19 protein-coding genes are annotated in these 23,815 nt (G+C 72.9%); 6 read left to right on the top strand and 13 right to left on the bottom strand.

The annotated features are described in order from the left end of the window. Positions 1 to 22: 22 nt before the first annotated feature. Both CLV40_RS17470 and CLV40_RS38085 read right to left on the bottom strand, forming a co-directional pair. A complete protein-coding gene (locus CLV40_RS17470) occupies positions 23 to 676 on the bottom strand; it encodes a hypothetical protein (RefSeq protein WP_104479983.1) in 654 nt (217 codons plus the stop codon). 275 nt (positions 677 to 951) lie between these two features. Beyond that, complete coding sequence (locus tag CLV40_RS38085; RefSeq protein ID WP_181043565.1) at positions 952 to 1,335, bottom strand: hypothetical protein; 384 nt, start codon at positions 1,333 to 1,335, stop codon at positions 952 to 954. A gap of 79 nt (positions 1,336 to 1,414) precedes the next feature. Between CLV40_RS38085 and CLV40_RS17465 the strand changes: the two genes are divergently transcribed. Then, positions 1,415 to 2,914 (top strand): carboxypeptidase-like regulatory domain-containing protein, encoded by a 1,500-nt coding sequence (locus tag CLV40_RS17465; protein ID WP_181043564.1) that lies wholly within the window; start codon positions 1,415 to 1,417, stop codon positions 2,912 to 2,914. Positions 2,915 to 3,101: 187 nt separating this feature from the next. Then, positions 3,102 to 5,804: a cation-translocating P-type ATPase gene (locus CLV40_RS17460; protein ID WP_281261667.1), complete on the top strand. Its 2,703-nt coding sequence runs from the start codon at positions 3,102 to 3,104 to the stop codon at positions 5,802 to 5,804. Positions 5,805 to 5,925: 121 nt separating this feature from the next. On the opposite strand, the gene CLV40_RS37280 is transcribed toward CLV40_RS17460, so the two are convergent. Next, complete coding sequence (locus tag CLV40_RS37280; RefSeq protein ID WP_146108083.1) at positions 5,926 to 6,441, bottom strand: hypothetical protein; 516 nt, start codon at positions 6,439 to 6,441, stop codon at positions 5,926 to 5,928. A gap of 40 nt (positions 6,442 to 6,481) precedes the next feature. On the opposite strand from CLV40_RS37280, the gene CLV40_RS17450 reads away from it, so the two are divergent. Beyond that, positions 6,482 to 7,969, top strand: a complete 1,488-nt coding sequence (locus CLV40_RS17450; protein WP_104479980.1) for a carboxypeptidase-like regulatory domain-containing protein — start codon at positions 6,482 to 6,484, stop codon at positions 7,967 to 7,969. A 209-nt stretch (positions 7,970 to 8,178) separates the two neighbouring features. Next, positions 8,179 to 9,276, top strand: a complete 1,098-nt coding sequence (locus CLV40_RS17445) for a hypothetical protein (protein ID WP_104479979.1) — start codon at positions 8,179 to 8,181, stop codon at positions 9,274 to 9,276. A gap of 277 nt (positions 9,277 to 9,553) precedes the next feature. Here CLV40_RS17445 and CLV40_RS17440 read toward each other — a convergent pair whose 3' ends face one another. The 6 genes from CLV40_RS17440 to CLV40_RS17415 all read right to left on the bottom strand — a co-directional run bounded on the left by CLV40_RS17440 (position 9,554) and on the right by CLV40_RS17415 (position 17,785). After that, positions 9,554 to 10,696 (bottom strand): hypothetical protein, encoded by a 1,143-nt coding sequence (locus CLV40_RS17440; protein ID WP_146108081.1) that lies wholly within the window; start codon positions 10,694 to 10,696, stop codon positions 9,554 to 9,556. 123 nt (positions 10,697 to 10,819) lie between these two features. Then, positions 10,820 to 11,626, bottom strand: a complete 807-nt coding sequence (locus tag CLV40_RS17435; protein WP_104479977.1) for a class I SAM-dependent methyltransferase — start codon at positions 11,624 to 11,626, stop codon at positions 10,820 to 10,822. Beyond that, on the bottom strand, positions 11,626 to 13,467 hold the full coding sequence (locus CLV40_RS17430) for a glycosyltransferase (protein ID WP_104479976.1): 1,842 nt from the start codon (positions 13,465 to 13,467) through the stop codon (positions 11,626 to 11,628). Before CLV40_RS17430 ends, CLV40_RS17435 begins: the two co-directional genes overlap by 1 nt. A gap of 145 nt (positions 13,468 to 13,612) precedes the next feature. Next, positions 13,613 to 16,243 carry a bifunctional acetate--CoA ligase family protein/GNAT family N-acetyltransferase gene (locus CLV40_RS17425; RefSeq protein ID WP_104479975.1) on the bottom strand — a complete coding sequence of 877 codons (2,631 nt, stop codon included), beginning with the start codon at positions 16,241 to 16,243 and terminating at the stop codon, positions 13,613 to 13,615. Further along, the gene (locus CLV40_RS17420; RefSeq protein WP_245931344.1) at positions 16,233 to 17,117 is read right to left on the bottom strand and encodes a universal stress protein; all 885 of its coding nucleotides are present in this window, start codon (positions 17,115 to 17,117) and stop codon (positions 16,233 to 16,235) included. The genes CLV40_RS17425 and CLV40_RS17420 overlap by 11 nt, the downstream gene beginning before the upstream one ends. Continuing rightward, positions 17,114 to 17,785: a CBS domain-containing protein gene (locus CLV40_RS17415; RefSeq protein ID WP_104479974.1), complete on the bottom strand. Its 672-nt coding sequence runs from the start codon at positions 17,783 to 17,785 to the stop codon at positions 17,114 to 17,116. The genes CLV40_RS17420 and CLV40_RS17415 overlap by 4 nt, the downstream gene beginning before the upstream one ends. Positions 17,786 to 17,962: 177 nt before the next feature. Here CLV40_RS17415 and CLV40_RS17410 point away from each other — a divergent pair, with 177 nt between their 5' ends. Further along, positions 17,963 to 18,667, top strand: a complete 705-nt coding sequence (locus CLV40_RS17410) for a CBS domain-containing protein (RefSeq protein ID WP_104479973.1) — start codon at positions 17,963 to 17,965, stop codon at positions 18,665 to 18,667. A gap of 12 nt (positions 18,668 to 18,679) precedes the next feature. Beyond that, the gene (locus CLV40_RS17405) at positions 18,680 to 18,931 is read left to right on the top strand and encodes a DUF1918 domain-containing protein (protein WP_104479972.1); all 252 of its coding nucleotides are present in this window, start codon (positions 18,680 to 18,682) and stop codon (positions 18,929 to 18,931) included. 69 nt (positions 18,932 to 19,000) lie between these two features. Here CLV40_RS17405 and CLV40_RS17400 read toward each other — a convergent pair whose 3' ends face one another. The 4 genes from CLV40_RS17400 to CLV40_RS17385 form a co-directional block, all read right to left on the bottom strand. Continuing rightward, positions 19,001 to 20,659 (bottom strand): sensor histidine kinase, encoded by a 1,659-nt coding sequence (locus CLV40_RS17400; RefSeq protein WP_104479971.1) that lies wholly within the window; start codon positions 20,657 to 20,659, stop codon positions 19,001 to 19,003. 399 nt (positions 20,660 to 21,058) lie between these two features. Further along, positions 21,059 to 21,931, bottom strand: a complete 873-nt coding sequence (locus CLV40_RS17395; RefSeq protein WP_245931343.1) for a universal stress protein — start codon at positions 21,929 to 21,931, stop codon at positions 21,059 to 21,061. A gap of 165 nt (positions 21,932 to 22,096) precedes the next feature. Further along, positions 22,097 to 23,212, bottom strand: coding sequence for a hypothetical protein (locus CLV40_RS17390; RefSeq protein WP_104479969.1), 1,116 nt, complete (start codon positions 23,210 to 23,212; stop codon positions 22,097 to 22,099). Further along, a complete protein-coding gene (locus tag CLV40_RS17385; protein ID WP_104479968.1) occupies positions 23,212 to 23,526 on the bottom strand; it encodes a PadR family transcriptional regulator in 315 nt (104 codons plus the stop codon). Before CLV40_RS17385 ends, CLV40_RS17390 begins: the two co-directional genes overlap by 1 nt. Positions 23,527 to 23,815: the final 289 nt, after the last annotated feature.

Raw genomic sequence — 23,815 nt, 5'->3', positions numbered from 1 at the left:
CGCTTCGCGCACCCGGTGGGGTTTACAACGCCGTCATACGACCCGCACTGTCCCAGCGCACGCCCCGCGCCGAGCCGTCCGCCATGGCGATCTCACCGACAACGACACCGTCGTCGTTGAGGTCATGGGCCCAGCTCGCCAGGCTGTCAGGTGGAGTGTCGAGGACCGTTGGGCGCCCTCGCTCGTCCCAGCGCACAGCCCGGCTCGTGTCGGTGGTACCGGTGACCCCGGCCACGGCGCCGGAGTTGTTGACCCCGGCCGCGTAGCCGTAGGTGTCGCCGGGCGGCGGCGGCAACTCGGTCAGCTGCCCGCGAACTCCCCACCGGGCGGCGCGGTGGACACGCCCTTCCAACAGCCAACCGGCGGCCGTTCCGTTCGCGCTCACCGAGTTGACCCCGCTTTCCACCGTCCCCGGGGCCTGGAGGCGGGTGACGCGGTTGTCCAGGTCCCAGCGCACCGCACGCCGCCCCTCGGCGTCCTGTGCGCTGCCGAAGGCACGGCCCGCGGCATCGATCCCGTTGGCCCAGCTGAAGGTACCGCCCGGCAACGTCCCCAGATCCGCCACGGACCACGTGCGGCAGCCACGCGCCGCCGCGGCGGTGTGCGCCGTACCGGCGAGCAGGGCCATGGCCACGCCGAAGCCGAGAGCGGCGCGTGCGTACTGTTCGCGTTTCACTGCCCTACCCCGTTCCAGGTCGAGTGAGATCAGGCCAGGCGGCCGCAGTCTCCGATCACCGACAGCCTCTGGCGCGGGTCGGATGGGCGGCCAGAGTCGAAGGTCATCGGCACCGGGATCGGGCACCGGTAAGCCCGCCGACCCGACGGGCGCCACCACCTCATTGTCCATTATGGACTCATTTGGCGCGCAGGCGGGCCGAGCGCGCCCGGTGAGCGACCACGGAGGTCTTTGGTCCGCGCGCCCGCGGGAGGGAGGGCTCTTCGCCCGGCTCGTCACCGCGGGGAACCTGGTGCGCGCGAACGGTTCCAGTCTCGCGCGCGAGCCAGAACCCGAGATGAGGGGATGATGATGCCCGGACGACGACCCCGACTCGTCACGATCGCCTGCCTGCCACTGGTGGCGGCCGTGGTGTTGGCGGCGGCCCCGAACGCCCGCGCCACGGAGACGACCGCGGCTGTCCCGGAGACCGGGACGGCGGTCACCACACCGAGCTCGAGCAAGCAAACCACAACCGCCAGACCCAGCACGACGACCACCACCGCGACCACCTCCCACAGCCCGACTTCAACACCGTCAAGCACCACCACACAACACACAACGACAACCGCGCCACCGATCACGACAACCGAACCCACCGCCACAACGACCGCGCCCACTTCGACTCCCCCTCCACCCACCACCGCTCCCCCGACGACCAGCGTGCCGCCCACCACGAGCGGCGCACCGGCGGAGGACTTGCCGGATCTCCGCGTCAGCACCGAATTCGGTCAGCCCTCCTACGACATCCGTGATGTCGCCTACCTGCGGCTCTCCGTCGTCAACGTCGGCACCGCGGTCGCCCGCGACATCACGATCACCACGTCCGGCCCGGTCGCGCCCACCTGGGAGTCCGCCCCCACCCCGTGGACCATCGGTCCCGGGGCGACGGCCGAACGTGTCGGCGAGATCCCGCTTTGGGCGCTCCCCAGCCCCGGACCGCTCACCGTCGAAGTCACCGTGCGAGCGAGCACACCCGACGCCACCCCCTCCGACAACGCGGCGGGCGCCACGACAACCGTCACCCAGGAACTCCTGTACTACCAGGGCTACGTGTTCGGCGATCGCAACGCGAGCGAGTACCGGGACCCGGGAGAGGAACTCGCGGGCGCGTCGGTGACGGTGACCGGTGGCGTACCTCGCGGCACCTACAACGCGCGCACCGGCGCGGACGGGCGGTTCGTGTTCCGCGATATCCCGGCGGGGGATTACACGATCGAGGTCAGCCAAGGCACGTGGCGGTTCGACCGGTACTCGGGAATGCTCGGGCGCGGCGGCGAGATCCCGACGGAGCTGCGGGGATACCGCCCGGCCTCGGAAGTCCTGTTCGCGTCCATGAGATTCGACCACGCGGACAACCACGCGGCGACCCGGGTTCCCCTGACGGTCCGGCTGACCAACCGCGCGAACGCGGATCTGCTGGTCCGCGCGTGGTGCGGCCTGGCCAGTGGCTGGGGCTCCGAGTGGGGTGCGCTCAACCCCAACACACCGGGCGCTTACCTCCCGGCCAACTCCACCCGGGACTTCCCCGCGCTGGTGGTGATCCCGTGGAGCGCTCCCGTGGGCAGCGATTTCGTGGTCGACTGCGAGTTCTCCATCGGGCGCGGCGAAGCCCAGATCGTCCGGGCATCGGCGGCGACGCGCACGCTGTCGGGGAAGGCGAACCTATCCGGTTGGGTGTTGAGGGCCGACGAGGAGTCCTCCAGCCTCTGCCTGGCGAACTCCGCGCTGTGCGAACCGCAGCCCTCCGGCACCCGCGTGCCGGGCGTGACGCTGTACCTCGTCGACACCGCGGGCCGGGTCGTCGCTCGCGCGGCACCATCGAATCCGTACGGCGGGTTCTACTTCGACCCGGTTGATCCGGGCACCTACACCATCGGCGTGGTGGGCCCTTGGCGGATCGTGCGCACCGCGAGCGGTTCCCCGCTGGAGCTCTCCGTCGGTGACCAGACCACCGCGGTCTGGGTCGAGCCAGGTCCGGTTCAGCCTGATCCGGACCAGGCACCCGCACCCGCCACACCACCAGTGGTGCCGCCGCGGTCCACGCACGTCGCCCACCCGCTCCCCGACACCCGCCGTGGTGGGCCGGGTGACCTAGCGCGGACCGGAGTGGACGTGGTGTGGTCGTCCGTCGCCGGGTTGTTGACGGTGCTGCTCGGCGTGTTCCTCGTCCGCCGGGGTCGCCGTCCGGCACGCTGAGTCGGACCCGCTCCCGAGCGCGGGGCGATGTCCACCGCGCCGCGCTCGGGCGCCCCGCCCGGATGGGACGACCGCGGCCATCCGGGCGGGCGGCGCGCCCAGTACGCGCCGGATCGAGCCCCAGGTCGGTGCGGAACCGGTCCCTTGGTCCCTGGGGACGGGCAGCGCGCCGACCGACGATGGTGTGGTGACCACGCACCTCGAGGACACCGCGCCGCCGGATCCGCGCGGGCCGGTGGAACGGCTCATGCGGGACCTGCGCACCCGCCCGGAGGGGCTCACCGCGCGTGAGGCGGCGCGCAGGCTCCAGGCGCACGGGCCCAACGTGCTGACGTCGAGATCGGGACACGGGTGGGCGCGGCGGCTGCTCGGCCAGTTCACCCACCCGCTGGCCCTGCTGCTGTGGCTGGCCGCTGTCCTGGCCTGGGTCTCCGGGACCACGGCCTTGGCGGTGGCGATCGTGGCCGTCATCCTGGTCAACGCGGCGCTCGCGTTCGCCCAGGAACGCCAAGCCGAGCGGGCGGTGTCCGCGCTCGCGGCCTACCTGCCGGTGCGCGCCCGCGTCATCCGCGACGGGGTGGGCGCCTCGATCGAGGCAGCCGACCTGGTGCCGGGAGACATCCTGCTGGTCGAGGAGGGCGACCGGGTTTCCGCCGACGCGCGGCTGCTGGCCGGTGCGGTCGAGGTCGACATGTCCACTTTGACCGGTGAGTCCCTGCCCGCCTTCCGCTCCGCCGACGCGACCGACCTCGGCGGCACCGTGCTCGACGCCAAGGACCTGGTGTTCAGCGGCACGAACTGCACCGGCGGCGCGGCGCGCGCGGTGGTGTTCGCCACGGGCATGGCAACCGAACTGGGCCGCATCGCGGCGCTCACCCAGCGCGTGGGCCACGACGAGAGCCCGCTGGAGCGGCAGGTCAAGCGGGTGGCGTGGCTGATCGCCGCGGTGGCGGTGGGCGTCGGGTTGGCGTTCCTGCCGCTGGGGGTGCTGGTGGCGGGCCTGCCGCTGTCGGACTCGTTCCAGTTCGCCATCGGGTTGCTGGTGGCCAACGTCCCCGAGGGCCTGCTGCCCACGATCACCCTGGCGCTCGCGGTCGGGGTGCGGGTGCTGGCCCGCGGCGGCGCGGTCGTGAAACGGCTCTCCGCCGTGGAGACCCTCGGGTCCACCACGGTCATCTGCACGGACAAGACCGGCACCCTGACGCGCAACCGCATGCGGGTGACCGAGATCTGGACCTCGGACGGCGCGCTCCACGCGGGCACCCCGGCGGCCGCCACCGCCCTGCTCGCCCGGACGGCGGCCGCGTGCGCGAACGCCGAGGTCGATCCCGCCGCGCCGGACGACGCGACCGGCGACCCCACCGAGATCGCGCTGCTGCTGGCCGCTGCCGACCTGGGCGCCGACATCTCGGTCGAACCGCGCCAGGCGGCCCGCGTCCGGCAGTTCCACTTCGACCCGACCCTGCGCCTCATGTCCACTGTGGATGACCTGGGTGGCGTGGTGGTCAACACCAAGGGCGCGCCCGAGGAAGTGCTGCGCCGCACCACCCACCTCCAGGTACCCGGTGGTCCGCGACCGATGTCGGCCGAGGACCGCGCCGCCGTCGAAGCCGCCGCGGCCCGGTTCGCCGCGCGCGGGCTGCGCGTGCTGGCGCTCGCGTACCGGGAGGTCCCGCCCGGAACGCCTGCCCCCACCGAGCGGACCGAAGCCGAACGGGACCTGGTGCTGCTGGGTCTGGTCGCCATGGTCGACCCGCCGCGTCCTGAGGTGGCCGACGCCGTGGACCGTTGCCACCGCGCGGGTATCCGGCTGATCGTGGTCACCGGCGACAACGGCCTCACCGCCGCCGAGATCGCCCGCCAGGTCGGCATCGGGAGCTCCGGCATCACCGTGGTCACCGGCGCCGAACTGGAGACCATGCCGGAAGCCGACCTCGACGCACTGCTGCGCGACGGCGGTGAACTGGTCTTCGCCCGCAGCTCTCCCGAGGTGAAGCTGCGCGTCGCCGACGCGCTGCGCGCCCAAGGACACGTGGTCGCCATGACCGGCGACGGCGTCAACGACGCGCCCGCCCTGCGCCGCGCCGACATCGGCGTGGCCATGGGCCGCTCCGGGACCGACGTGGCCCGAGAAGCCGCCACGATGGTGCTCACCGACGACAACTTCGCCACCATCGTCACCGCCGTCGAAGCGGGCCGCCGCGTCTTCGACAACGTCCGCAAGTTCATCGTCTACATCTTCGCCCACGCCACCCCGGAAGTCCTGCCGTTCCTGGTCTTCGCCCTCTCCGGCGGCGCGATCCCCCTACCGCTGACCGTGCCGCAGATCCTGGCCGTCGACCTCGGCACCGAGACCCTGCCCGCGCTGGCCCTGGGCCGCGAGCCCGCCGAACCCGGCCTCATGGACCGCCCGCCCCGCCACCGCGGCGACAACGTCATCGACCGCCCCATGCTCACCCGCGCCTGGGCCCTGCTCGGCGGCATCTCCGCGCTCTTGGTCCTCGGCGGCTACCTGCTGACCCTCCTCGCGGGCGGCTGGACGCCGGGCGCGCCCACCGGCCCCGGCACCGCGCTGCACCACACCTGGCAGCAGGCGACCACCATGAGCTTCCTGGGCATCGTCGCCTGCCAGATCGGCACCGCGTTCGCCGCCCGCACCAACCACGCACCGCTACGCGCCATCGGCGCGCTGTCCAACCGGTTGCTGTTGTGGGGCATAGCGTTCGAACTGGCCTTCACCGCCGCCGTACTCGCCATCCCGCCGCTGGCCCGGGTCTTCGGCATGGCGTTGCCCCCGCTGTGGCAGATTGCCCTGCTGCCGCTGTTCCCCGTCCTGGTGTGGGGCGCCGACGAACTCTGGCGTGCCCGCCGCAGGCGCGTGGAGGGCTGACGATCCCGCGGCAGGCAGCGCCGCGTCCCCGACCGCGTTGAGCCGTTCCGAGGCGTCCAGCCCTGTGCGGTTCGGCGTGGGCCCGGAGACCGGGGAGGTCTCCCGTACCGCGGATCGATCATCAGGGCCTTAGGGCCGTCCACCCTCGGGAGGGACGGCACTGCCTGGCGAGAACACCCCTGAGCAACGTTGTGCGCAGCAGCTCCCGGTGCGATGAGCGAACCCCGATCACGGATGCGAGGGGATGGAAGATGACCGGACGACAACCCCGATCGGTCGCCGCCGCGTGCGCGCCTTTGGTGGCGGCACTGCTGTTCGCGGTGACGACGACCGCGAACGCCGCGGAGACCACGACGCCGGGTCCCGCTCCGGGCCTCGGGAACACCACGTCATCGACGGCCGCCACGTCAAGACCGCCCGGACAGACCCCGACGACGCGAACCACAACCACAACCACGACAACAACAACGACCCACCCGAACCGCACCACGCCACCGCCGCGCACGACAACGCAACACACGACCACAACACCGCAGCTCACGCCGTCGACACCGAGCGGAACACCCGCGCCCACAAGCAATACTGCGGGGGCCGGCTCGACGGCACCCCCCTCCGCCGCGGAAACCACCACGATCACCCCGACCGGCGAAACCCCGGTTGAATCACCGGACCTGCGGGTGAGCCTCCGGTTCACCCAGCCGAACTACGACATCCGCGAATACGCCTACCTGCGGCTCGTGGTGACGAACGTCGGCGCTGGTCCCGCCCCCTACATCACGTTGACCACCACCGGCCCGGCCACCGCGGGATGGGAGTACACCCCCAACCCCTGGGTACTCGAGCCCGGCGCATCGACGGAGATCGGCGCGTCGGTGCCGCTGGACACCGTCCAGGACGCGGGACCTCTCACCATGACGGTCACGGCACACCCGGGCGCGCCCGACGCCGAACCGGTCGACAACACCGCAGGCGCCACCACGATGATCACCTATCGGCGCGCGGGATTCAGCGGCACCGCCTTCGGCGACCTCAACCGGGACGGCGTCCGGCAACCGACCGAGGGGATCGCCGGCGCCCAGGTGACCGCGACCGGCGGCAGGCCCGCGGGCACCTACCGGGCGCGCACCGGTCCCGATGGCCGGTACGCGTTCGACGACATCCCGGCGGGCAACTACACCGTCACCGCCGAGGCGGCAGGCGGATGGCTGTTCGAACCGAGGTCCGTCGACATCGATGCGGGACAGGGGCTCGTGGCCGACCTGCGGGGAACGCGTCACCTGTCGGAGGTCTTGGCCGTGACCATGGGATTCGACCACGAGACCAACCGCGTGGCGGAGAGAGCCCCACTGACCATCAGCCTGACCAACCGCGGACCCCTGCCCCTCACCCGTCTGCGGGCGTGGTGCGTAGGCTCGGATTGGGACTCCGACTGGGGCCCGCTCCACATGTACGGCGAGGGCTTGACCCTGGCTCCGGCCGCCACAGCGGTGGTGCACGCGCGCATGACGATCCCGCTGACCGCGCGACCGGGAACCGAGTACCGGCTCGTGTGCCGGTTCGACACCGTCGGCCCCGGTCCCGCCTCGATCGAAGCGAGCGCGGTGACACGCGTGACGCCCGGGCTCGCCACCCTGTCGGGAGACGTGTACGAGAACGAGGGGTTCTCCATCAGCTGCTGGCCCCTTGGCATCACCATCGCGGGTTGCGGCTACCCGTCCTTCCACCCGAAACCCGGTATCAGGCTGTACCTCGCCGACCCGTCGGGGAAAGTGGCCGCCCGCGCGGTCAGCGACGACCTCGGACGCTTCGAGTTCCCGCCCGTGGTGCCGGGCAAGTACACCTACGGAATCGTCGGACCCTGGAAGATAGCCCGCCGACAACCGCACGACCTGGACACACTGGTGGTGGGACCCAACAACCTCAGGTTGTGGATCGAACCCGGACCCGAGCAGCGGGAGCCCAGTCCGCCGCCCCTACCCGCCAAACCGACCGTAGTGCCGCCGCGGCAGGTGCACGTCGCGCATCCGACCCCGGCGCCGCCATCGGATGGCGCGGGCGACCTCGCGCGGACCGGGGTGGACGCGGCGTGGTCGACCGCCATCGGCCTGGTGGCCGTGCTGTTCGGCGCCCTCCTGGTCCGTCGCGGTCGACGGTCAACGCGTTGACGCGGCAACACCGGTCCACCCACAACGGGGCGGCCGCCGCGGCTGTCATCCCGTTGTGGGTGGCCACAGCTCGCGACTCTTCACCCACACGCGTTCTTCCGCGTCACTTCTGACAAAAACACCCGACATAGCAGCGAAGGAGAGCGCACATGTCCCGATCCACCCGCCCTCGGTCAAGGCATGGCGCGACCGCGGCGGTACTCCTCTTGATGGCCTGGGGATTCGCGCCACCGGCGATCGCCGAACGGGCGGCCGGGCCGCGCACGGCGATCGACCTGGGTGCCCTGCCCGGCGGGCAGAGCTCGGCCGCCGACCTCAACGACAACGGCGTCGTCGTGGGCAGGTCCACCACGGCCGGGTCGACGGGTGTGCACGCGGTCCGGTGGAGCCGCTCGGCGCGGATCACCGACCTGGGCCAGGTCGACGGGCTGGACACGTACGCGCTGGGCGTCAACCGGCGGGGCACCGCGTTCGGCGTCGCCGAGCACTGCTCGGACCCCCCGATCGACTACTGCAGCCTGCGGTGGTCCCCGGACGGGGTGCTGAGCAGGCTGCCCGCGTTGTCCCCGGGTGCCGAGAGCTACCCCGAGGCGATGAACGACTCCGACGTGGTCGTCGGCTACGCGGGTGGCGCACCGGACGGCCGCCGCCACCCGGTGCGCTGGACCGCGAGCGGACAGGTCGTGCGACTCCCGGAGCCACCAGGTGCCGTCAACGGCGTGGCCACGGGGATCAGCAACCAGGGCTTGGTGGTCGGCTGGGCGGAGTTCCCCGGTGTGGGCGTGCGCGCGCTCCTGTGGGACCGGGACGGCAACGTGATCGAACTGCCCCTGGCACCGGATCAGTCGCTCAGCGCCGCGCTCGGGGTGACCGAGGACGGACTCGTCGTCGGTATGGTCAACCGCGCCGGCTACCACGCTGCTCGCTGGCAGTACCGAGACCACGGCGTCCGCCACCCGGTCGTCCTCGATGCCGACAGCTACCTCTACGGCATGAGCCGATCCGGCATCGCCGTCGCGCCGGGCCTGCGGTGGGACCGCTCCGGCCGCGTCACCGAGTTGGACCGGCTGCACGACATCGGGAGCGCTTTGCCCGCCGCGGTCAACGACGCCGGGATCGTCGTCGGGGTGTCGGGCCCAGCGGACGGGACCGCGACCCCGGTGTGGTGGGATCGGGAGGGCACCCCGCACGAACTGCCGGATCACACGCGATCCCCGGCGGTCTTCGTGCGCGCGGTCAACGAGGCGGGGGCCATGGTCGGCCAAGCCCGGTTCCCCGGCGGGCAGCACGCCGCGCTGTGGCGCTGATGTCCCGCGGCGCGGGTCGCGGTGCACCGCGACCCGCGCTGTGGGACATCGGGACGGGGGGACTCCGCGACTTCAAGCACCGCGGTGCGTCCCCCGCGGCCGGCGGGGATCGGTTCGTGCCGCCGACCGCTCGACGGGACGGTGGGCAGACTCGAACGCGACCCGCGGGCAGTGGGCCCGCAACGGCGGTGCGCACGAGATGGTGCCGGGTGGGCGGGCGGTCACCCGGTGGCCAGACTCCATCACGGACCTCGCTCGCCCTCTCCGGCTTGCCCGCTCAGCGCCAGACGACCGCGTGCGAGCTGGCGTCGTTGTAGTGCATGACACCGATGATCACGCCGCGGCCGTTGATCTCGCCCGCCCAACCGCCGAAGGCACCGGGCAGTTCGGGCAGCCTGCGCACGGCACCGGATTCCGACCAGCGCACGGGGTGCGGGGCGCTTACCCCGCTGCCCGACCGGCCGACGGCCACACCCGAGTCGTTCACCGAGAAGGGCTGCGGGTAGGTGTCACCGGCCAGCGGCGGCAGGTCGGTGACGCGGCCCGAGGGGTCCCAACGCTTCGCCCACCCGGCGCCTTCCGCGGACCCGGACGCCACCACCCGACCACGGGGACTGATCCACACCGGGGAGAGCGAGACGTCGCCGGACAGCTCCGTGACCCGGCCCCGGCGGTCCCAGCGGACCGGGTGGACGCCGTCGGGGCCGACGGCAGCGCCGAGGATCGTGCCGTCCGCGGTGGTCTTCGACGCCCAGCCGCTGGTGCGCCCCTCGGGCAGCGGCAGCACCGAGACCCGCCCCGCGGCGTCCCACCGCACCGGGTGGTCCACGCGGTCGGCCGTGGCCGATATCCCGACGACGTTGCCCTCGCGGTCGATGCCGCCCGCCCAGCCCCGCGTGTCGCCGGGCAGCAGGGGGAGTCGCGTCACCTGTCCCGCGCAGTCCCAGCGGACCGGGCGGGGGTCGTCGTACGCCACGTCGGCGTAGCCCGCCAGCAGGCCCGCCTCGTTGATCGCCGTGGGTTCGCTGTCACCGCCCTCGCCCAGCGGCGGCAGCGGAATCGGTTCGCCGGAGGCCGACCAGCGCACACCGCAGGTGCGCGAGCCGCCGCAGCGGTAGAAGCCCGCGACAGCGCCGCTGTCGTTGATCAGTGTCGCTTCCGTGCTGTCGGAGCCGACCGTGCCCATGTCGGTGATCCGCCCCGACCGGTCCCACCGCACCGCGTGCAACCGCCCACCGGAGGTCGACGCGCCGACCACCTCACCGCGCTCGTTGAGATCGCGCACGTGGCTGTGCTTCCCGTCGGGCAGGAACCCCAGGTCGATGATCCGGGGACCGCCCGCCTCGGCCGGGGGCGCGCCGAAACCCACCAACGCGACCGCACCGACGACCGCCACCCACACACCGCGTCTTGTGCCCATCACCATCAACCCTCCACATCGCCCGGATCTCGCCTGCGATGCTCTCGGTCCCGCCGCCCCCGCCGAACCGGCCGACGGACCTCGACCGACGGGGCACCTCGGCCCCGATCGACCGGCGGCGCGCTACGCGGCCCGGAGCCGGACGGCGAGCTGCTCGTCGTTCGAGGTGTAGCAGAGGTAGTCGAACCGGATCCCGGTGCGCGTCACGAACTCCCGCCAGGCGCGGTGCTCGTGCTCCTCCCAGCCGGGGTAGTTGAAGTACTCGTCGAACAGGATCACCGAGCCGTCCCGCAGCCGGGGGCCGACGTGGTCGAGCACGGTCTTGGTGGACGAGTACAGGTCCGCGTCCAAGTGGAGGAAGGCGACGTCACCGGGGTGGTCGGCGAGGAAGTCCGGGAGCGTGTCGGCGAACCAGCCGACCACGAGTTCGGCGCCGTCCACCACCGGCTGGGCGTCGACGGCGAACGCGCCCGCCGGGATGTTGGTCCGCCAGTCCTCCGGCAGGCCCTGGAAGGAGTCGAAGCCGAACACGTCCCGGCCTGCCCGGTCCGCGGCGATGGCCTTGAGGGACTGTCCGCTGAACACCCCGAACTCCAGCGCCATACCGTCCTCGGGGCTGTGCGCCAGCGCGTGGGCCAAGGTCTGGTCGGGGTGGGGGAACGTGGGTGTGGTGGGCAGGTGCGCGCGGACGAACTTCTCGGTGTCGCGCACCGCCCGGCGCTCCCCCGCCGCGTGGATGTCCCGCCGCGCGCGGAACTCCACGTCGTGCACGGCCCGGACGAGCTGCTCGCACTCGGCCCGGACCGCCGCGCGGATCCGGTCCTCGAGCCCGCGCTCGGACCGGTCGGCGCGGCGGACCACCCAGGACGCCGCGTCGTCCACCCAGCGCCCCACCGCGGACCTCGCGTGGCCTCGGATGTCGTCTCCCATCACTCTCCCCTTGCCTCGTCTGTGCCGTTGAACAACCGCAGCCAATTCGCCTCACCGCTCAACTCGGGCAGCGCCGCCAGGTACCGCCGACGCACCCTTGGTCCTTCCGCGACCAGACGGCCGAGCACGCGGACGCCTCGCGCGACCAAGCGCGACGCCTTCCTCAGGTCGCGCTGCCGCACCCGGACCCCGGACTGGGTGGGGTCGGTGACGACGGCCGTGCGGAACAGGGACACGTGCCACCACCGCGCGTCCGCGGCCCGGATCGACGCGGCACCACGGGAAATCCCGAGCACGTGCCACACGACCCGCTTCACCAGAACCAATCTCGGCATGGACGGTTCGGGGTCCGGTTTGACCACGGGGTGGCCGAAGGCACCGCACGACGGGTGCACCGCGGTCTCCGCGTACTCGGCCCGCGCCTTGCGGATCCGGTCCGCCGCGGCGGCACCACCGTCGAGCAGGACTTCGGGCCCTGCCAGGAAGTCCTCTACCGCGATCACCAGGGTCTCCGCCAGCCCGTAGCGCATCGACACCAGGTACCGGGCCAACTCGCCCGCCAGCCACACCGCGGTGCGGCGCAGGTCCCGGTCGCCGTGCAGGGCGTGCACGATGAGGGCGTTGCGGAGGCTGAAGTAGCGCGGCCAGTCGTCCCAGTCGCGCCAGGAGAAGTCCGAGTGCCACACACCCGCCCCCGGCAGCGTCACCGTCGGGTACCCGCGCCGCTTGGCCCGCAGCCCGTACTCGATGTCGTCCCACTGGAAGAAGACCGGCAGCGGGAGACCGACGTCGGCGACCACCTCCGGCGGTATCAGGCAGGCCCACCAGGCGTTGTACTCCGCGTCGACACGCAATTCCTGGTGTTGGCGGGTCATATCGGTGTGCCGCAACGCGTCCGGCACCGGGTGGCCCGCACCCAGCCGCGGCAGCCGGGTCTGCTCGGCGCCGACGTGCAGGTGCCGGGGGTGCAGTGACTGGAGCATCTGCCCACCCACGAGCACCGGGCTCGCGGCGTGCTCGGCGAAGGCCACCAGGCGCCGGACCGTGTCCGGTTCCAGCACGATGTCGTCGTCCATGAGCAGCACGTGCACCGGGCGGTCCCGACCCGCTTCCACCAGTCCCCTGGTGAAACCACCCGCACCACCGAGGTTCGCCTGGCGCAGGTAGCGCAGTTTGCCCTGGAGCGCGCGTTCCGCGTCGGCGAAAGCGCTGTGCTCGCACACGGCTTCGGAGCCCTGGTCGATGACCAACACCTCGTCCAACAGGTCCGCGCACTCGGTGTCGGTGGCCAGCGCGCGCAGCGTCGCCAGGCACTCGTCCGGCCGGTTGTACGTGCAGATCACCACCGCGGCACCGTGTCCCCGGGTGGGGCTGGCGACATACCAGCGGATGTGGTCGACGGTCAGCTCCGCGGCGCCCGCGTTCGCCTCGACCCACAGCGCGCCCCCGTCGGCGAACCGGTCGAGGTCGGCCTTGAAGGCGACCAGGTGTGGTCCTCCCGCATCGATCCGCGCGCTCGCCACGACGCGGCGCTCCCCCGCGCTGTCCGACGCGAGGAGCGCTACGCTGCCTCCTCCCCCGCGCTCGCCTGCCGCGGTGATCTCCACCGAGACGGTCCGGGCCGTGGTCCACCGCTGCCAGTAGGCCGCGGGGAACCTGCCGAAGTACGTGTTCGTGGACAGTCGCGCGTGCGGTCGCACGAGCGCCCGGTCACGGTCGACGACCGCGACACCGCGGTCGACCACGCAGTACAGGTCCTCGGGCTCTGTGTCGCGCGGGGGTCCGAACAGTGTGCGGTGAACCAGCCATCGGGTGGGCGGCGTGGTGCGCGTGTCATCCATCCGCACGGATTCCTCCACATCTCGGGAAGTCTGTGGACGGGTACAAGCCCGCGGTGGTCACGTCCACCCCGTGCGACTTGTCCGGGGCAGATCGTTTCGTGGACCCGACCGGCGGGCCTCACCCGTTCCGGGGGAACAGCGGAAATCAGGGTTCCCCGCGCAGCACGCGGGCAAGGGGATCGGCGTGCGAGGCCGGGACGAGCCGCACCCGCGCGTCCACGGCGATGACGCCCGCCGGGGTGCGGATCACCGGGTTGACGTCCAACTCGGCGATCTCGGGCGTGGTGTCGGCCAGGTGGCCGACCCGGCGCAGCACGTCGGCGACGGCCGTGTCCTCGTGGGCGAGGTCGGTCAGGTCGGCTTCGGCGAGCGGGCACAGCCGCGCGGTGTGCGTGCCCGCCTCGGCATCCGTACCACCCGCCCCGAAGACCACCAGCGGGCCGAACCGGGGGTCGCCGCGCACACCCACCAGCAGTTCGGTGCCCGGTTCCGCCATGGCCTGCACGAAGACGCCGCGCAGCCGGTCTCCGAAGTTCTCGCGGAGGACGGTCACGGCGGCCGAGATGTCATGGTGGTCGCACAGCCCGAGCGCGAGACCACCTGCCTTGGCCTTGTGCAGGACGCCGTCGGTGACGGCCTTGAGCGCCAGCGGTCTGCCGCGCGCGACCAGTTCCGCCGCGGCGGCCTCCGCCGCGTGCTCGACCGCGACCACGCGGCCCGGCTGGACCGGGACGCCCGCGGCGGCCAGCAACGCCAAGCTCTCGGCTGGATCGAGCCACCCACCGTCGGGGTGTGCGGCCACCAGCCGTTCGATCGCGCCGCGGTCCACTCCGCCCGGCCGGGCGGCGGGTGTTCGCGGTCGGTCCAGCCACCGGCGTCGGTGGACCGCGTGGGCGAGCGCGCGCACGGCGCGGTCCGGATCGGCGTAGCCGGGCACGAAACCACCGCCCGGGACGGGCTCGCGAGCCACCCCGCTCGCTTGGCCGAGTCGCACCAGCAGCACCGGTTTGGCCGAGTCGGCGCTCACCGCGGCGAGCACTCCGGGCGTCGGGTCGCCGAGTGCGGTGGGCACGCACAGCGCGACTACCGCGTCGACGCTGTCGTCGCCCAGTACCGCGGCGACCGCCGCGGTCATGACCTCGGGTCCGACCGCGGCGGTGGTGTCGACCGGGTCGGCCGCGGCGGCCCCGGGCGGCAGCACGGCCCGGAGAGCGGCCAGGGTGTCCGCCCCGAACTCGGGCACGACCAGCCCGTGCCGGGCGCAGGCGTCGGCGGCGAGCACGCCCGCGCCCCCCGCGTTGGTCACGACCGCGGTGCGGGGCCCGGCGGGCAGCGGCACGCTGGTGAACAGCGCCAGCGCGTCGACGAGTTCGGCGAGGCTGTCGACCGGCGTCAGCCCGGCCTGGTGGTAGAGCGCGTCCAGGGTTGCCGTGGGGGAAGCCAGCGCGGCGGTGTGCGACCCGGCGGCGCGCCGTCCGGCGTCGGACACCCCGGCTCGCACCACGACGACCGGCTTCACCGCGCTCAGACCGCGCGCCAGCCGGGCGAACCGGCGCGGGTTGCCGAAGGACTCCAGGTAGACCGCCACCGCGGTGGTCCCGGGATCCGCCGTCCACCAGTGCAGCAAGTCGTTGCCGGAGACGTCGAGCTTGTCGCCCGTGGACACCAGCGTCGAAACCCCGGCACCGATGCGGGTCAGTGCCTCGGCCAGCACGATGGCGACGCCGCCAGACTGGGTGAGCACTCCGACCTCACCCGCCGCGGTCGGGTGGGCGGCGAAGGTCGCGTCCAAGCGGACGTCGGGATGGGTGTTCACCAGGCCGAGGCAGTTGGGGCCGACCATGCGCATGCCGTGCGCGCGCACGATGGCCCTGACCTGCCGGGCGAGGGGGCCGGTGATCCCGGAGGTGATCACCAGGGCGGCTTTCGCGCCCGCCGCGGCGCACTCGGTCAGCACCGTCGGCACGACCGGGGCGGGCACGCACAGCACCACGAGGTCCGGTGCGTCGGCGAGGTCTCCCACCGACGGCACGCACGACACACCCAGCAGGGAGGTGGCGTTCGGGTTCACCGCGGTGAGAGCACCGGTGAAGCCACCGCGCAGGATGTTGGCGAGCACGGCGCGGCCGACCGAACCCGCAGCGCGGCCCGCCCCGATCACCGCCACCGAGCGGGGGCGCAGCACGGGCTCGAGACCGGCCAGGTCGGCGGTCCGTTCCCGGGCGTCGACCGCGCCCCGGTAGCGCTCCCCCGCCGCCAGGGTGATGGTGACGCCCAAGACGGAACCGTCCCGCTCGCAGCGCATCGGCAGTCCGAGGTCGGTCAGCAGCCGCGTCATCCGCGTGTTCTCGGCGAGCACATCCGCGGTGAGGGTGTCGACCCCCTCCGCACCCGCCCGGGAGACCAGTGCCTCCATCAACAGCGTGCCCATGCCGTGCGCTTGGTCGCGGTGGTCGACGACCAGGGCGAACTCCGCGGTAGCGGGGCCACCGCTGCGGGCGTAGCTCGCCACACCGAGGAGTTGGTCGCCGCGGAAGGCCCCGAGCGCGGGGCGTCCGCGCGCGCCCGCGCCGAGGAGGCTGTCGGTGTAGCGACGCGCTGACGTGCTGGAGAGGGTGAAGAACCTCAGGTAGCGGTCGCGCGGGGGGAGTCCGTCCAGCAGCGCGGTCAGGGCGGGCTGGTCGGCCGGGACGAGTTCGCGGATCCGGACGGTCCCGCCCGCGCGGTCCAGCGCCCAGTGGTCGGTGTGCGGTGCGCGCCCGGGTTCAGCGCTCATCGGGGCGCACCACCACGACCGGGCACGGGGCGTGGCGGATCACGGCCTGGCTGGTGGACCCCAGCAGCAGGCCCGCGAAGCCGCCGCGACCGCGCGAGCCGACGACCAGCAACGCGGCACCCGCCGCCTGGTCCAGCAGCAGGTCGACCGGGCGCGTCCGAGCGACGACCGGCCGCACCTCGACATCCGGGAACTCGGCCCGCCACGGCGCCAACCGGGTGGCCAGTTCCCGCTCCGCCTCCCGCGACCACAGCGCCCAGTCCACCGCGACGTGCCCGTCCGCGACCGCGGCCTCGATGGCGGTGTCGCTCCACGCGTGCGCCGCGACGACCGCGGCGCCGGTCGCGGCGGCGTGGTCGAACGCGTAGGTCAGCGCCCGCTCGTCGGAGCCGCCGCACTCGACCCCGACCACCACGGGGCCGAGCCCGCCGCGGTCCGCGGCGTGGCGCACCACCACGACCGGGCAGCGGCCGTGCGCGGCCAACGCGACGGTGGTGGAACCCAGCAGCATCCCCGTGAAGCCGCCGAGCCCACGCGACCCCAGCACCAGCAGCTCGGCGGCGCCACTGGCCTCCCGCAGGAGCCCGACGACGTCGCCTTCCAGGACCTCGACGCGCACCGAGAGGCCGGGCAGCGCCACCGCGCGCCGCGCGCGTTCGGCCACCTCCTCGGCGCGCACGCGCAACGCCATCCGCAACCGCGCGCCCACCTCCACCGTGTCGGGAGAACCGGTGACCGGCCACGGGTAGACGGTCATGATCACCAGCGGTCGGCGCCCGCGGTGCGCCTCGGCGGCGGCCCAGGCCAGCGCCTGGTCGGCGGCGGCGGAGCCGTCGACGGCGACGAGCACCGGGCGCGGGTCGGGCGCGCTCACGCCCCGCCCACCCGCGTGCCGGGCTCATCGGTGAACTCCGGGAACCCGCCATCCGCGCCCACCGAGCGGACCTCGGCGCGCACCACCCCCGGGACCGCCTCGGCGAGCACCTTGGCGACGTGGCGGTCGCCCGCGTCGTCGTACTGGTCGGCGATGTACGCGGTACCCCCGGCCACCCGCACGGTCCAGCGGTCCCGGCCGCCGAACACGGCGAGCCGGTGGCGGACGTCGGCGGCGATCTCGCCGTCGGCGCGGGCCAGCACGCGCACCAGGTCGCGGCGGGTCACCACACCGACCAGCCGCGCACCGTCCACAATGGGCATGCAGCGGCGGCGGTCGTCGGTGAACACCCTGGCCAAGACCGCCACATCGGTGCCCGCGCTCATGGCGACCGCGGGGCTGGTCATGATCTGGTCGACGGTCGCGGCGGGCATCACGGCCCCCGCCCCGTCGCCGGAACCGTCGCCCGGGTCGGGCCGCCGCGCGTCGGCCGGGAAGCGGTCGCGCACCACGTCCGCCTCGGTCACCATCCCGACCAGGTCACCTTCGTCATCGACCACCGGCAGCGCCGTGTAGCCGTGGTTGGCCAGCAGCTCCGCCGCCCGTTTGACCGGTGTGTCCGGCCGCACCGTCAGCACCGGACTGGACATGATCTCCCTGGCTCGCATCGCGTTCCGCCTCCTCCCGACGTGTCCCACCTCGACGCTAGGTGCCCCGTCACCACCACCGCCGCCGCCGGAAGTCCCGCCGTCACCGGGACTTTCGCGCGCGGGCCCGGGCTGTCCAGCGGCAGCGGTGACGGCGCCACCGCCCTAGCGTCAGGTCAAACGGACAAGGAGGGCACGATGCGGCACAGGACGGTCGAGAACGTGATGACCCGGGATCCCGCCACCGCCACCGCGGGCACCGGCTTCACCGACCTGGTGCGGATCATGGCGGACCGGCGGGTGAGCGGGTTGCCGGTGGTGGACGCGGACGGTCGTGTGCTCGGCGTCGTGTCCGAGGCCGATCTGCTCGCCAAGGAGAGCGTGCGGGAACGACCGCACGCCGTCCCGGCGCTGCTGCGCAGGCACGCCGAACGGGTGCGGTCCCGGGGTACCACCGCGGGCGAGCTGATGACCGCGCCCGCCGTGACGGTGGCGTCGGGCGCGGACGTCCCGCACGCCGCCCGCCTGATGGCCGACCACCGCGTCAAACGCCTCCCCGTGGTCGACGCGGACGGCGCCCTCGTCGGGGTGGTCAGCCGGTCGGACCTGCTGTCGATCTTCACCCGCGCGGACGACGACATCGCTGAGGAGATCGCCCACGACGTCTTCCACGACGCCCTCGGCATCGGCGCGGACACGGTGGCGATCCGGGTCGCGGGCGGCGTGGTCGAGATCGGCGGCCAAGTCGAGCGCCGCAGCTGGGTGGACGTCATCACGGCGTTGACCCGACGGGTGGACGGCGTCGTCGACGTCCGCTCGACGCTCACCTACGCCTGGGACGACACCGGGGTGACCATCCCCGAAGCCATGGTCGTGGACATCACCCGCGAACCACGTCGATGAACGGGGGCCACCGTGCGCGCACAACCCGGTGACTGGTTGCTGGACACCGACCGGGCGGGCCACACCAGACAGGGCCTCGTCGAGGAGGTCCACGGCCGCGACGGTGGCCCGCCCTACCTGGTGCGGTGGACCGAGGACGACCACCGCACCCTGGTCTTCCCCGGCCCGCGTGCCCGGGTGCTGACCCCGACCGAGCTGGACAGCCGCGACGCCGAGACGACCGAGCGCGTGCTGCGGGCCCAGACCGACATCACCGGCCGGTGAGGCGAGGGCGGCCAGCGGGTGGCTCAACGGTGGTGGACGCCTCCCGACCCGCTCGGCCGCCCACCACCGTCACCCCAACGGGACCCGCCACCACACAGTCGTGCCCGCACCGCGGGTGTCCACCTCACAGCTGCCGTGGCACTGCTCGGCCCGGCGGATCATATTGTCCAGACCACTGCGTCGATTCGGCTCCCCGACGCCGACGCCGTTGTCCCGCACCTGCACCACGAGGTCGTCGCCCGCGTCCACGGTCACGGTGATCTCGGTTGCCCGCGCGTGCCGCACGGCGTTGCTCAACGCCTCGCCCAGCACGGCCAGCGCGTGTTCGCCGACGTGGTCCGGGACCCGCGTATCGATGGCGCCGGACATGGCCACCGACGGGGTCGTCGAACCACCGGCGCCGATCTCGGCGACCGCGTCGAGCACCCGGCGACGCAGGCTCGAGGTGTGCTCGACCGCGTGCAGGTCGAAGATCGAGGTCCGGATCTCCCGGACGGTCTGGTCCAGTTGCTCCACGGCTCGGTGCACGCGGCCGCGGACGTGACCGTCGTCGACGCGCCGCAGCGTGCCCTGCAGGTCCATGCCCGTCGCGTACAGGCGCTGGATGACGTGGTCGTGCAGGTCCTGCGCGATGCGGTCGCGGTCGGCGAGCACGTCCAGCAGCCGCTGCGCGCGCTGCTTCTCCGCCAGTTCCAGGGCCACCGCGGCCTGACCGGCGAAGGAGGCCAGCATCGGCGTGGTGTCCGCCGGGAACGACCGACCCCCTTTCTCCCTCGCCGCGAGCAGCACGCCACCGGCGGCGCGCAGCGGCACGACCACGGCGGGGCCGAGCGACCCGCACCCCAGCTCCGCGGCCATGTCCGGGACCTGCCGAGGTTCCTCGGCCGCCAGCACGGACTCCACCAGCGGACCGAACGCGGCGATGTCCACGGGCAGGAGCTCGCTCGTGGGTCCATCGGCGGCGCCGACCGACAGCAGGTCCTTCGCGTCGCCACCGACGAGCAGGATCAACGCGCAGTCGGCGGAGGTCAACTCCCGCACGCGCCGCACGATGACACCGAGCGTCTCGTCCTGCGACGCCCCCGCGAGCAGTTGGGTGTTGACCTCACCCGCCGCGGTCAACCAGCGTTCACGATCCCGGGAACGCTCGAACAGCCGCGCGTTCTCGATCGCCACCCCCGCCGCGGCGGCCAGCGCCTGCACCACGGCCTCGTCGTCGGCGGTGAAGGGTCCCCCGCGCTTCTCGGTCAGGTAGAGGTTGCCGAACACCTCACCGCGCACGTGGACCGGAACACCGAGGAAGCTGCCCATCGGCGGGTGGTTGCGCGGAAAACCGACCGACGCGGGGTGCTGGGTGAGATCGGTCAACCGGATCGGCTCGGGGTGCTCGATGAGCAGCCCGAGCAGCCCGCGCCCTTCGGGCAGGTGACCCATGTCCGCGCGGGTCTCGGGATCGATGCCCTCGTTGATGAACCGCACCAGGTCCCCGTCACCGAGCACGCCCAACGCACCGTAGCGGGCGTCCACCAGCCCAAGGGCCGCCCGCACGATCCGCCGCAGCGTCGAGTCCAGTTCCAGACCCGCGCCGACGGCCATCACCGCGTCCAACAACCCCTGCAGGCTGTCGCGGGTGCGCAGCAAGTCCCCCAGGCGCTCGTGCAACTCCCGCAGCAGTTCGTCCAGCCGGAGGCCGGAGAGGTGGTCCGTTGCCCTGGCAGTGCGCTCCATGACGGCTCCCGCGCTCAAGTTTCGCGGGAGCAGGCTTTCACGTCCAGCACTCGCACGGGAAGACCCGAACCAGGAGTTCACCCCGTTCGCGCGTCAGGGCCACCGGAGTACTCCCGACAACCGGATATCCACTGAGGACATTCGGCTGCCTTGTTCACCGAGGTCGACCGCATGACCGCGGTGGCGGACGGGTCGAGGTGCCACGACCGGTGTCCGCCGGCGCGGTATTCCCGCTGCCGGCAGGCGACGTCGTCCGCCGTTCGGCGAGGAATCCGGCGCGGGAGCGGTTCCACCGCGCCGGATCCTTGCCGCCGACGATGCCGACGAGGAGCGTTCCCCCGACCCGCTCGGGGATTTCGCGACGATCGCGCGAGTCGCCGATCGGCTGGAGAAGCCTGGTCAGGTACGCACGACGGCGACCGGGCACCGGCTGTGGTGCAGCAGCGCGCGGGTGGTCGAGCCCATGCCCAGACCGGTGAGCAGGTGCCTGCCGTGCGCGCCCAGCACGACCAGTTGGGCACCCGCGCTGCGGCTGCCGAGCACCCGGGCCGCGCGGTCGCGGACCACGGCGCGCTCGACGACGACCTCCGGGTACTTCTCCCCCATGCCCGCCAGCCGTTCGGCGAGGAGCCGCTCCTCGTCCCGCGCCAGCGCGTCCCAGTCCGCCACGAAGGGCACCGGGATCCACGCGCCCGCGTAGGCGACGTCGCTCCAGGCGTGCACGGCCAGCAGCCCGGTACCACGGGTGGATGCCTGCTCGAAGGCGAACTCGATCGCGGCGTCCCCCGCCGGTGAGCCGTCGACACCGACCACCACGGGTCCCCCGGTCACCGCCTCGCCGCGCACGACGACAACCGGGCAGCGCGCGTGCGCGGCGACGGCACCGGACACCGAACCCAGCAGCAGTCCCTCGAACCCGCCGAGGCCGCGGTGCCCGGTCACCAGCACCGCCGCGTCGGCGGCGGCGTCGAGCAGCTGCGCGGCGGCGAAGCCGTGGCGCAGCTCGGAACAGGTCCGGAGTCCGGGGTGGACGCGCTGGGCGAGGTCGTCGGCCTCGGCGAGCAGGTGCCCACCCTGCGAGGACAACGGGTCCAACCAGATGTCGCGGCCCACCGGGTCCGTGACCGCGGGCGGCACGCACACGTGGACCAGGCGCAGCGGGAGACCGTGCCTGCCCGCTTCCGCGGCGGCCCAAGCCACGGCGTCCGCGGACGACGGCGACCCGTCGACGGCGACCACAACAGGTGACCGGGTGGGCATTGGTGCGTTCACGGCGGTTCCTCCTCGCACGGGCGGCTTCCGGAGCCGCGTACATCGGTGGCACCGGAGTCGGGCATGCGCCGGATCCGTCCACTGGCGACGATCATCGCCGCTCGCGGCGCAGGGGCGGCAGAGCCTTCCGGTCGTGCCGTGTGGTGACCTTCTGCCCGGCCGGACTCACCCGCGCATGAGTTCGGCCGCCAGGTCTCGGGTTCGGCGGTACCGGGGGTGCAGTCCGGCTCCGAGCGCGCCGCCCAGCAGCCCCAGGGACGTCGCGACGACCGGGATCCAAACGAGGGCGAGCACGAGGCCACCGAGGTTGTCACCGATCACGAAACCCGCCAGGTCCGCGGTGCCGCTGCGGTCGAAGGCGATGACGTCATCGGGGTTGTCGAGGACGTATGCCTGGTCCGCGAGGGTGTTGAGCATTCCGAGGAGGAATACCGCCAACGCGGCGAGCAGGCCGGACCACAGACCCACCCTGCCACCCGCGCGCCACGTACCGGTCACCGCGGCGGCCGGGACCGCGGCGAGGAGGATGACCGCTCCCGCTGCGAGAAAGGTGGATTCCGGCAGCCCGTCCACGCCGAGGGGCCTGGACAGGGCCGGAACCGCCCACACCGCAGCGCATCCGGTGGCGGCCACGGCCGCCCAGCCCAGAACGCGGAAATCCGCCCGACGAGCACGTGCGGCCAAGACGACGTAACCGATGACGACGACAGCCAAGACCATGTTGAACAGCCGAGCCGGATCCCTACCCGCGGCCGGGTGGGTGCGCACGGCGTAGCAGACCGCCGCAACGCATCCGGCGGTACCGAGCAGCATGACGACACCGAACAACCGACCGGAGCGGACAACGGGTGTCGAAACCGGCCACGCGACCCGAACGGTGAGGTAGCCGGTGAGCACCACGCCGGTGGTGACCACGAACAGCAACGCTTCCGGAACGAAGCGGTACGCGGCCACAGCGGCGGCACCGCTGACGAGCGTCCCGAGGCCCGCCACCACGAACACCGCAGGTCTCCGCGGCGATGGCAGAGCCGCCGCCCACGTCGCCCCCGCGGTGAACGACCAGCGAGCGGGCCCGTGGTCGATGTGCGCGAGCTCGGCCCGCATCGCCGCCCCCCATTCCCGCCGCTCGGCGGGCAACAGGCGGGTGGCGACGTCGAGGAGGTAGGCGGGCAGGTCGAGTTCACGTCGTCGGATCTCGTGCCGCACGCGGGCGACCCAGCCGGCGACGACAACCGCGAGACAGGCGACCAGAAGGGTCACGAACACCATGAGGAGAAGCATCAGGCACCTTCCAGACGTGGGCGCGGCGACCGAGCCCGCCGGGCCCGGGTGGGTGTGATCGAACGGGCGAGTTCATGGCCCTGCCCGGACAAGCGGTAGAGGTGGCGTGGCGGCCTACCGGCGGGCTGCTCGGTCTCCCACCTGGTCTCCAGCAGGCCGCGCTCGGCCAACCGCACCAGGATCGGGTACATCGATCCCGCCTTGAGCCCCACCTGGCCGCACAACTCGTAGCCGTACCGCCAGGAATCCGGCTGTGCGGCCAACGCGTCCAGCACCGCGATCGTTTGCGGCGACAGCTTGCGCTCACGAACCATGGCAAAAGTCTATATAGATAGAGAAGTTGCCCACAAGGCTCCGCCCCGAGACTGCCTGCCGTGCGCGAGCCCCGGGATCAGATGGCGCCGCGCCGCCACCGGCCCGGTCCGCCGCCGGACAACAGGGCCACCACGGATGACAGACCGGTCCACATCACCGTGTCCGGATCTCGCCGGTGCCGGACAGCCACGCGCCGGCACGACGTTGGGAACCACCCGCGATGTCGGGCGGCGCCGCCATACCGAGCATCACCCGGGTGCCGCACAGGAGCAGCGAGCCGGTGCGTTC

Source organism: Actinokineospora auranticolor (genome assembly GCF_002934265.1).
GTDB classification, from domain to species: domain Bacteria; phylum Actinomycetota; class Actinomycetes; order Mycobacteriales; family Pseudonocardiaceae; genus Actinokineospora; species Actinokineospora auranticolor.
This window is presented reverse-complemented; position numbering and strand designations above follow the sequence as displayed.

Coding starts and splice junctions, on each gene's coding strand:
- CLV40_RS17445 (WP_104479979.1), top strand. CDS start 8,179: ATGGCCTGGGGATTCGCGCCACCGGCGATCGCCGAACGGGCGGCCGGG.
- CLV40_RS17440 (WP_146108081.1), bottom strand. CDS start 10,696: ATGGGCACAAGACGCGGTGTGTGGGTGGCGGTCGTCGGTGCGGTCGCG.
- CLV40_RS17435 (WP_104479977.1), bottom strand. CDS start 11,626: ATGGGAGACGACATCCGAGGCCACGCGAGGTCCGCGGTGGGGCGCTGG.
- CLV40_RS17430 (WP_104479976.1), bottom strand. CDS start 13,467: ATGGATGACACGCGCACCACGCCGCCCACCCGATGGCTGGTTCACCGC.
- CLV40_RS17425 (WP_104479975.1), bottom strand. CDS start 16,243: ATGAGCGCTGAACCCGGGCGCGCACCGCACACCGACCACTGGGCGCTG.
- CLV40_RS17415 (WP_104479974.1), bottom strand. CDS start 17,785: ATGCGAGCCAGGGAGATCATGTCCAGTCCGGTGCTGACGGTGCGGCCG.
- CLV40_RS17410 (WP_104479973.1), top strand. CDS start 17,963: ATGCGGCACAGGACGGTCGAGAACGTGATGACCCGGGATCCCGCCACC.
- CLV40_RS17400 (WP_104479971.1), bottom strand. CDS start 20,659: ATGGAGCGCACTGCCAGGGCAACGGACCACCTCTCCGGCCTCCGGCTG.
- CLV40_RS17390 (WP_104479969.1), bottom strand. CDS start 23,212: ATGCTTCTCCTCATGGTGTTCGTGACCCTTCTGGTCGCCTGTCTCGCG.
- CLV40_RS17385 (WP_104479968.1), bottom strand. CDS start 23,526: ATGGTTCGTGAGCGCAAGCTGTCGCCGCAAACGATCGCGGTGCTGGAC.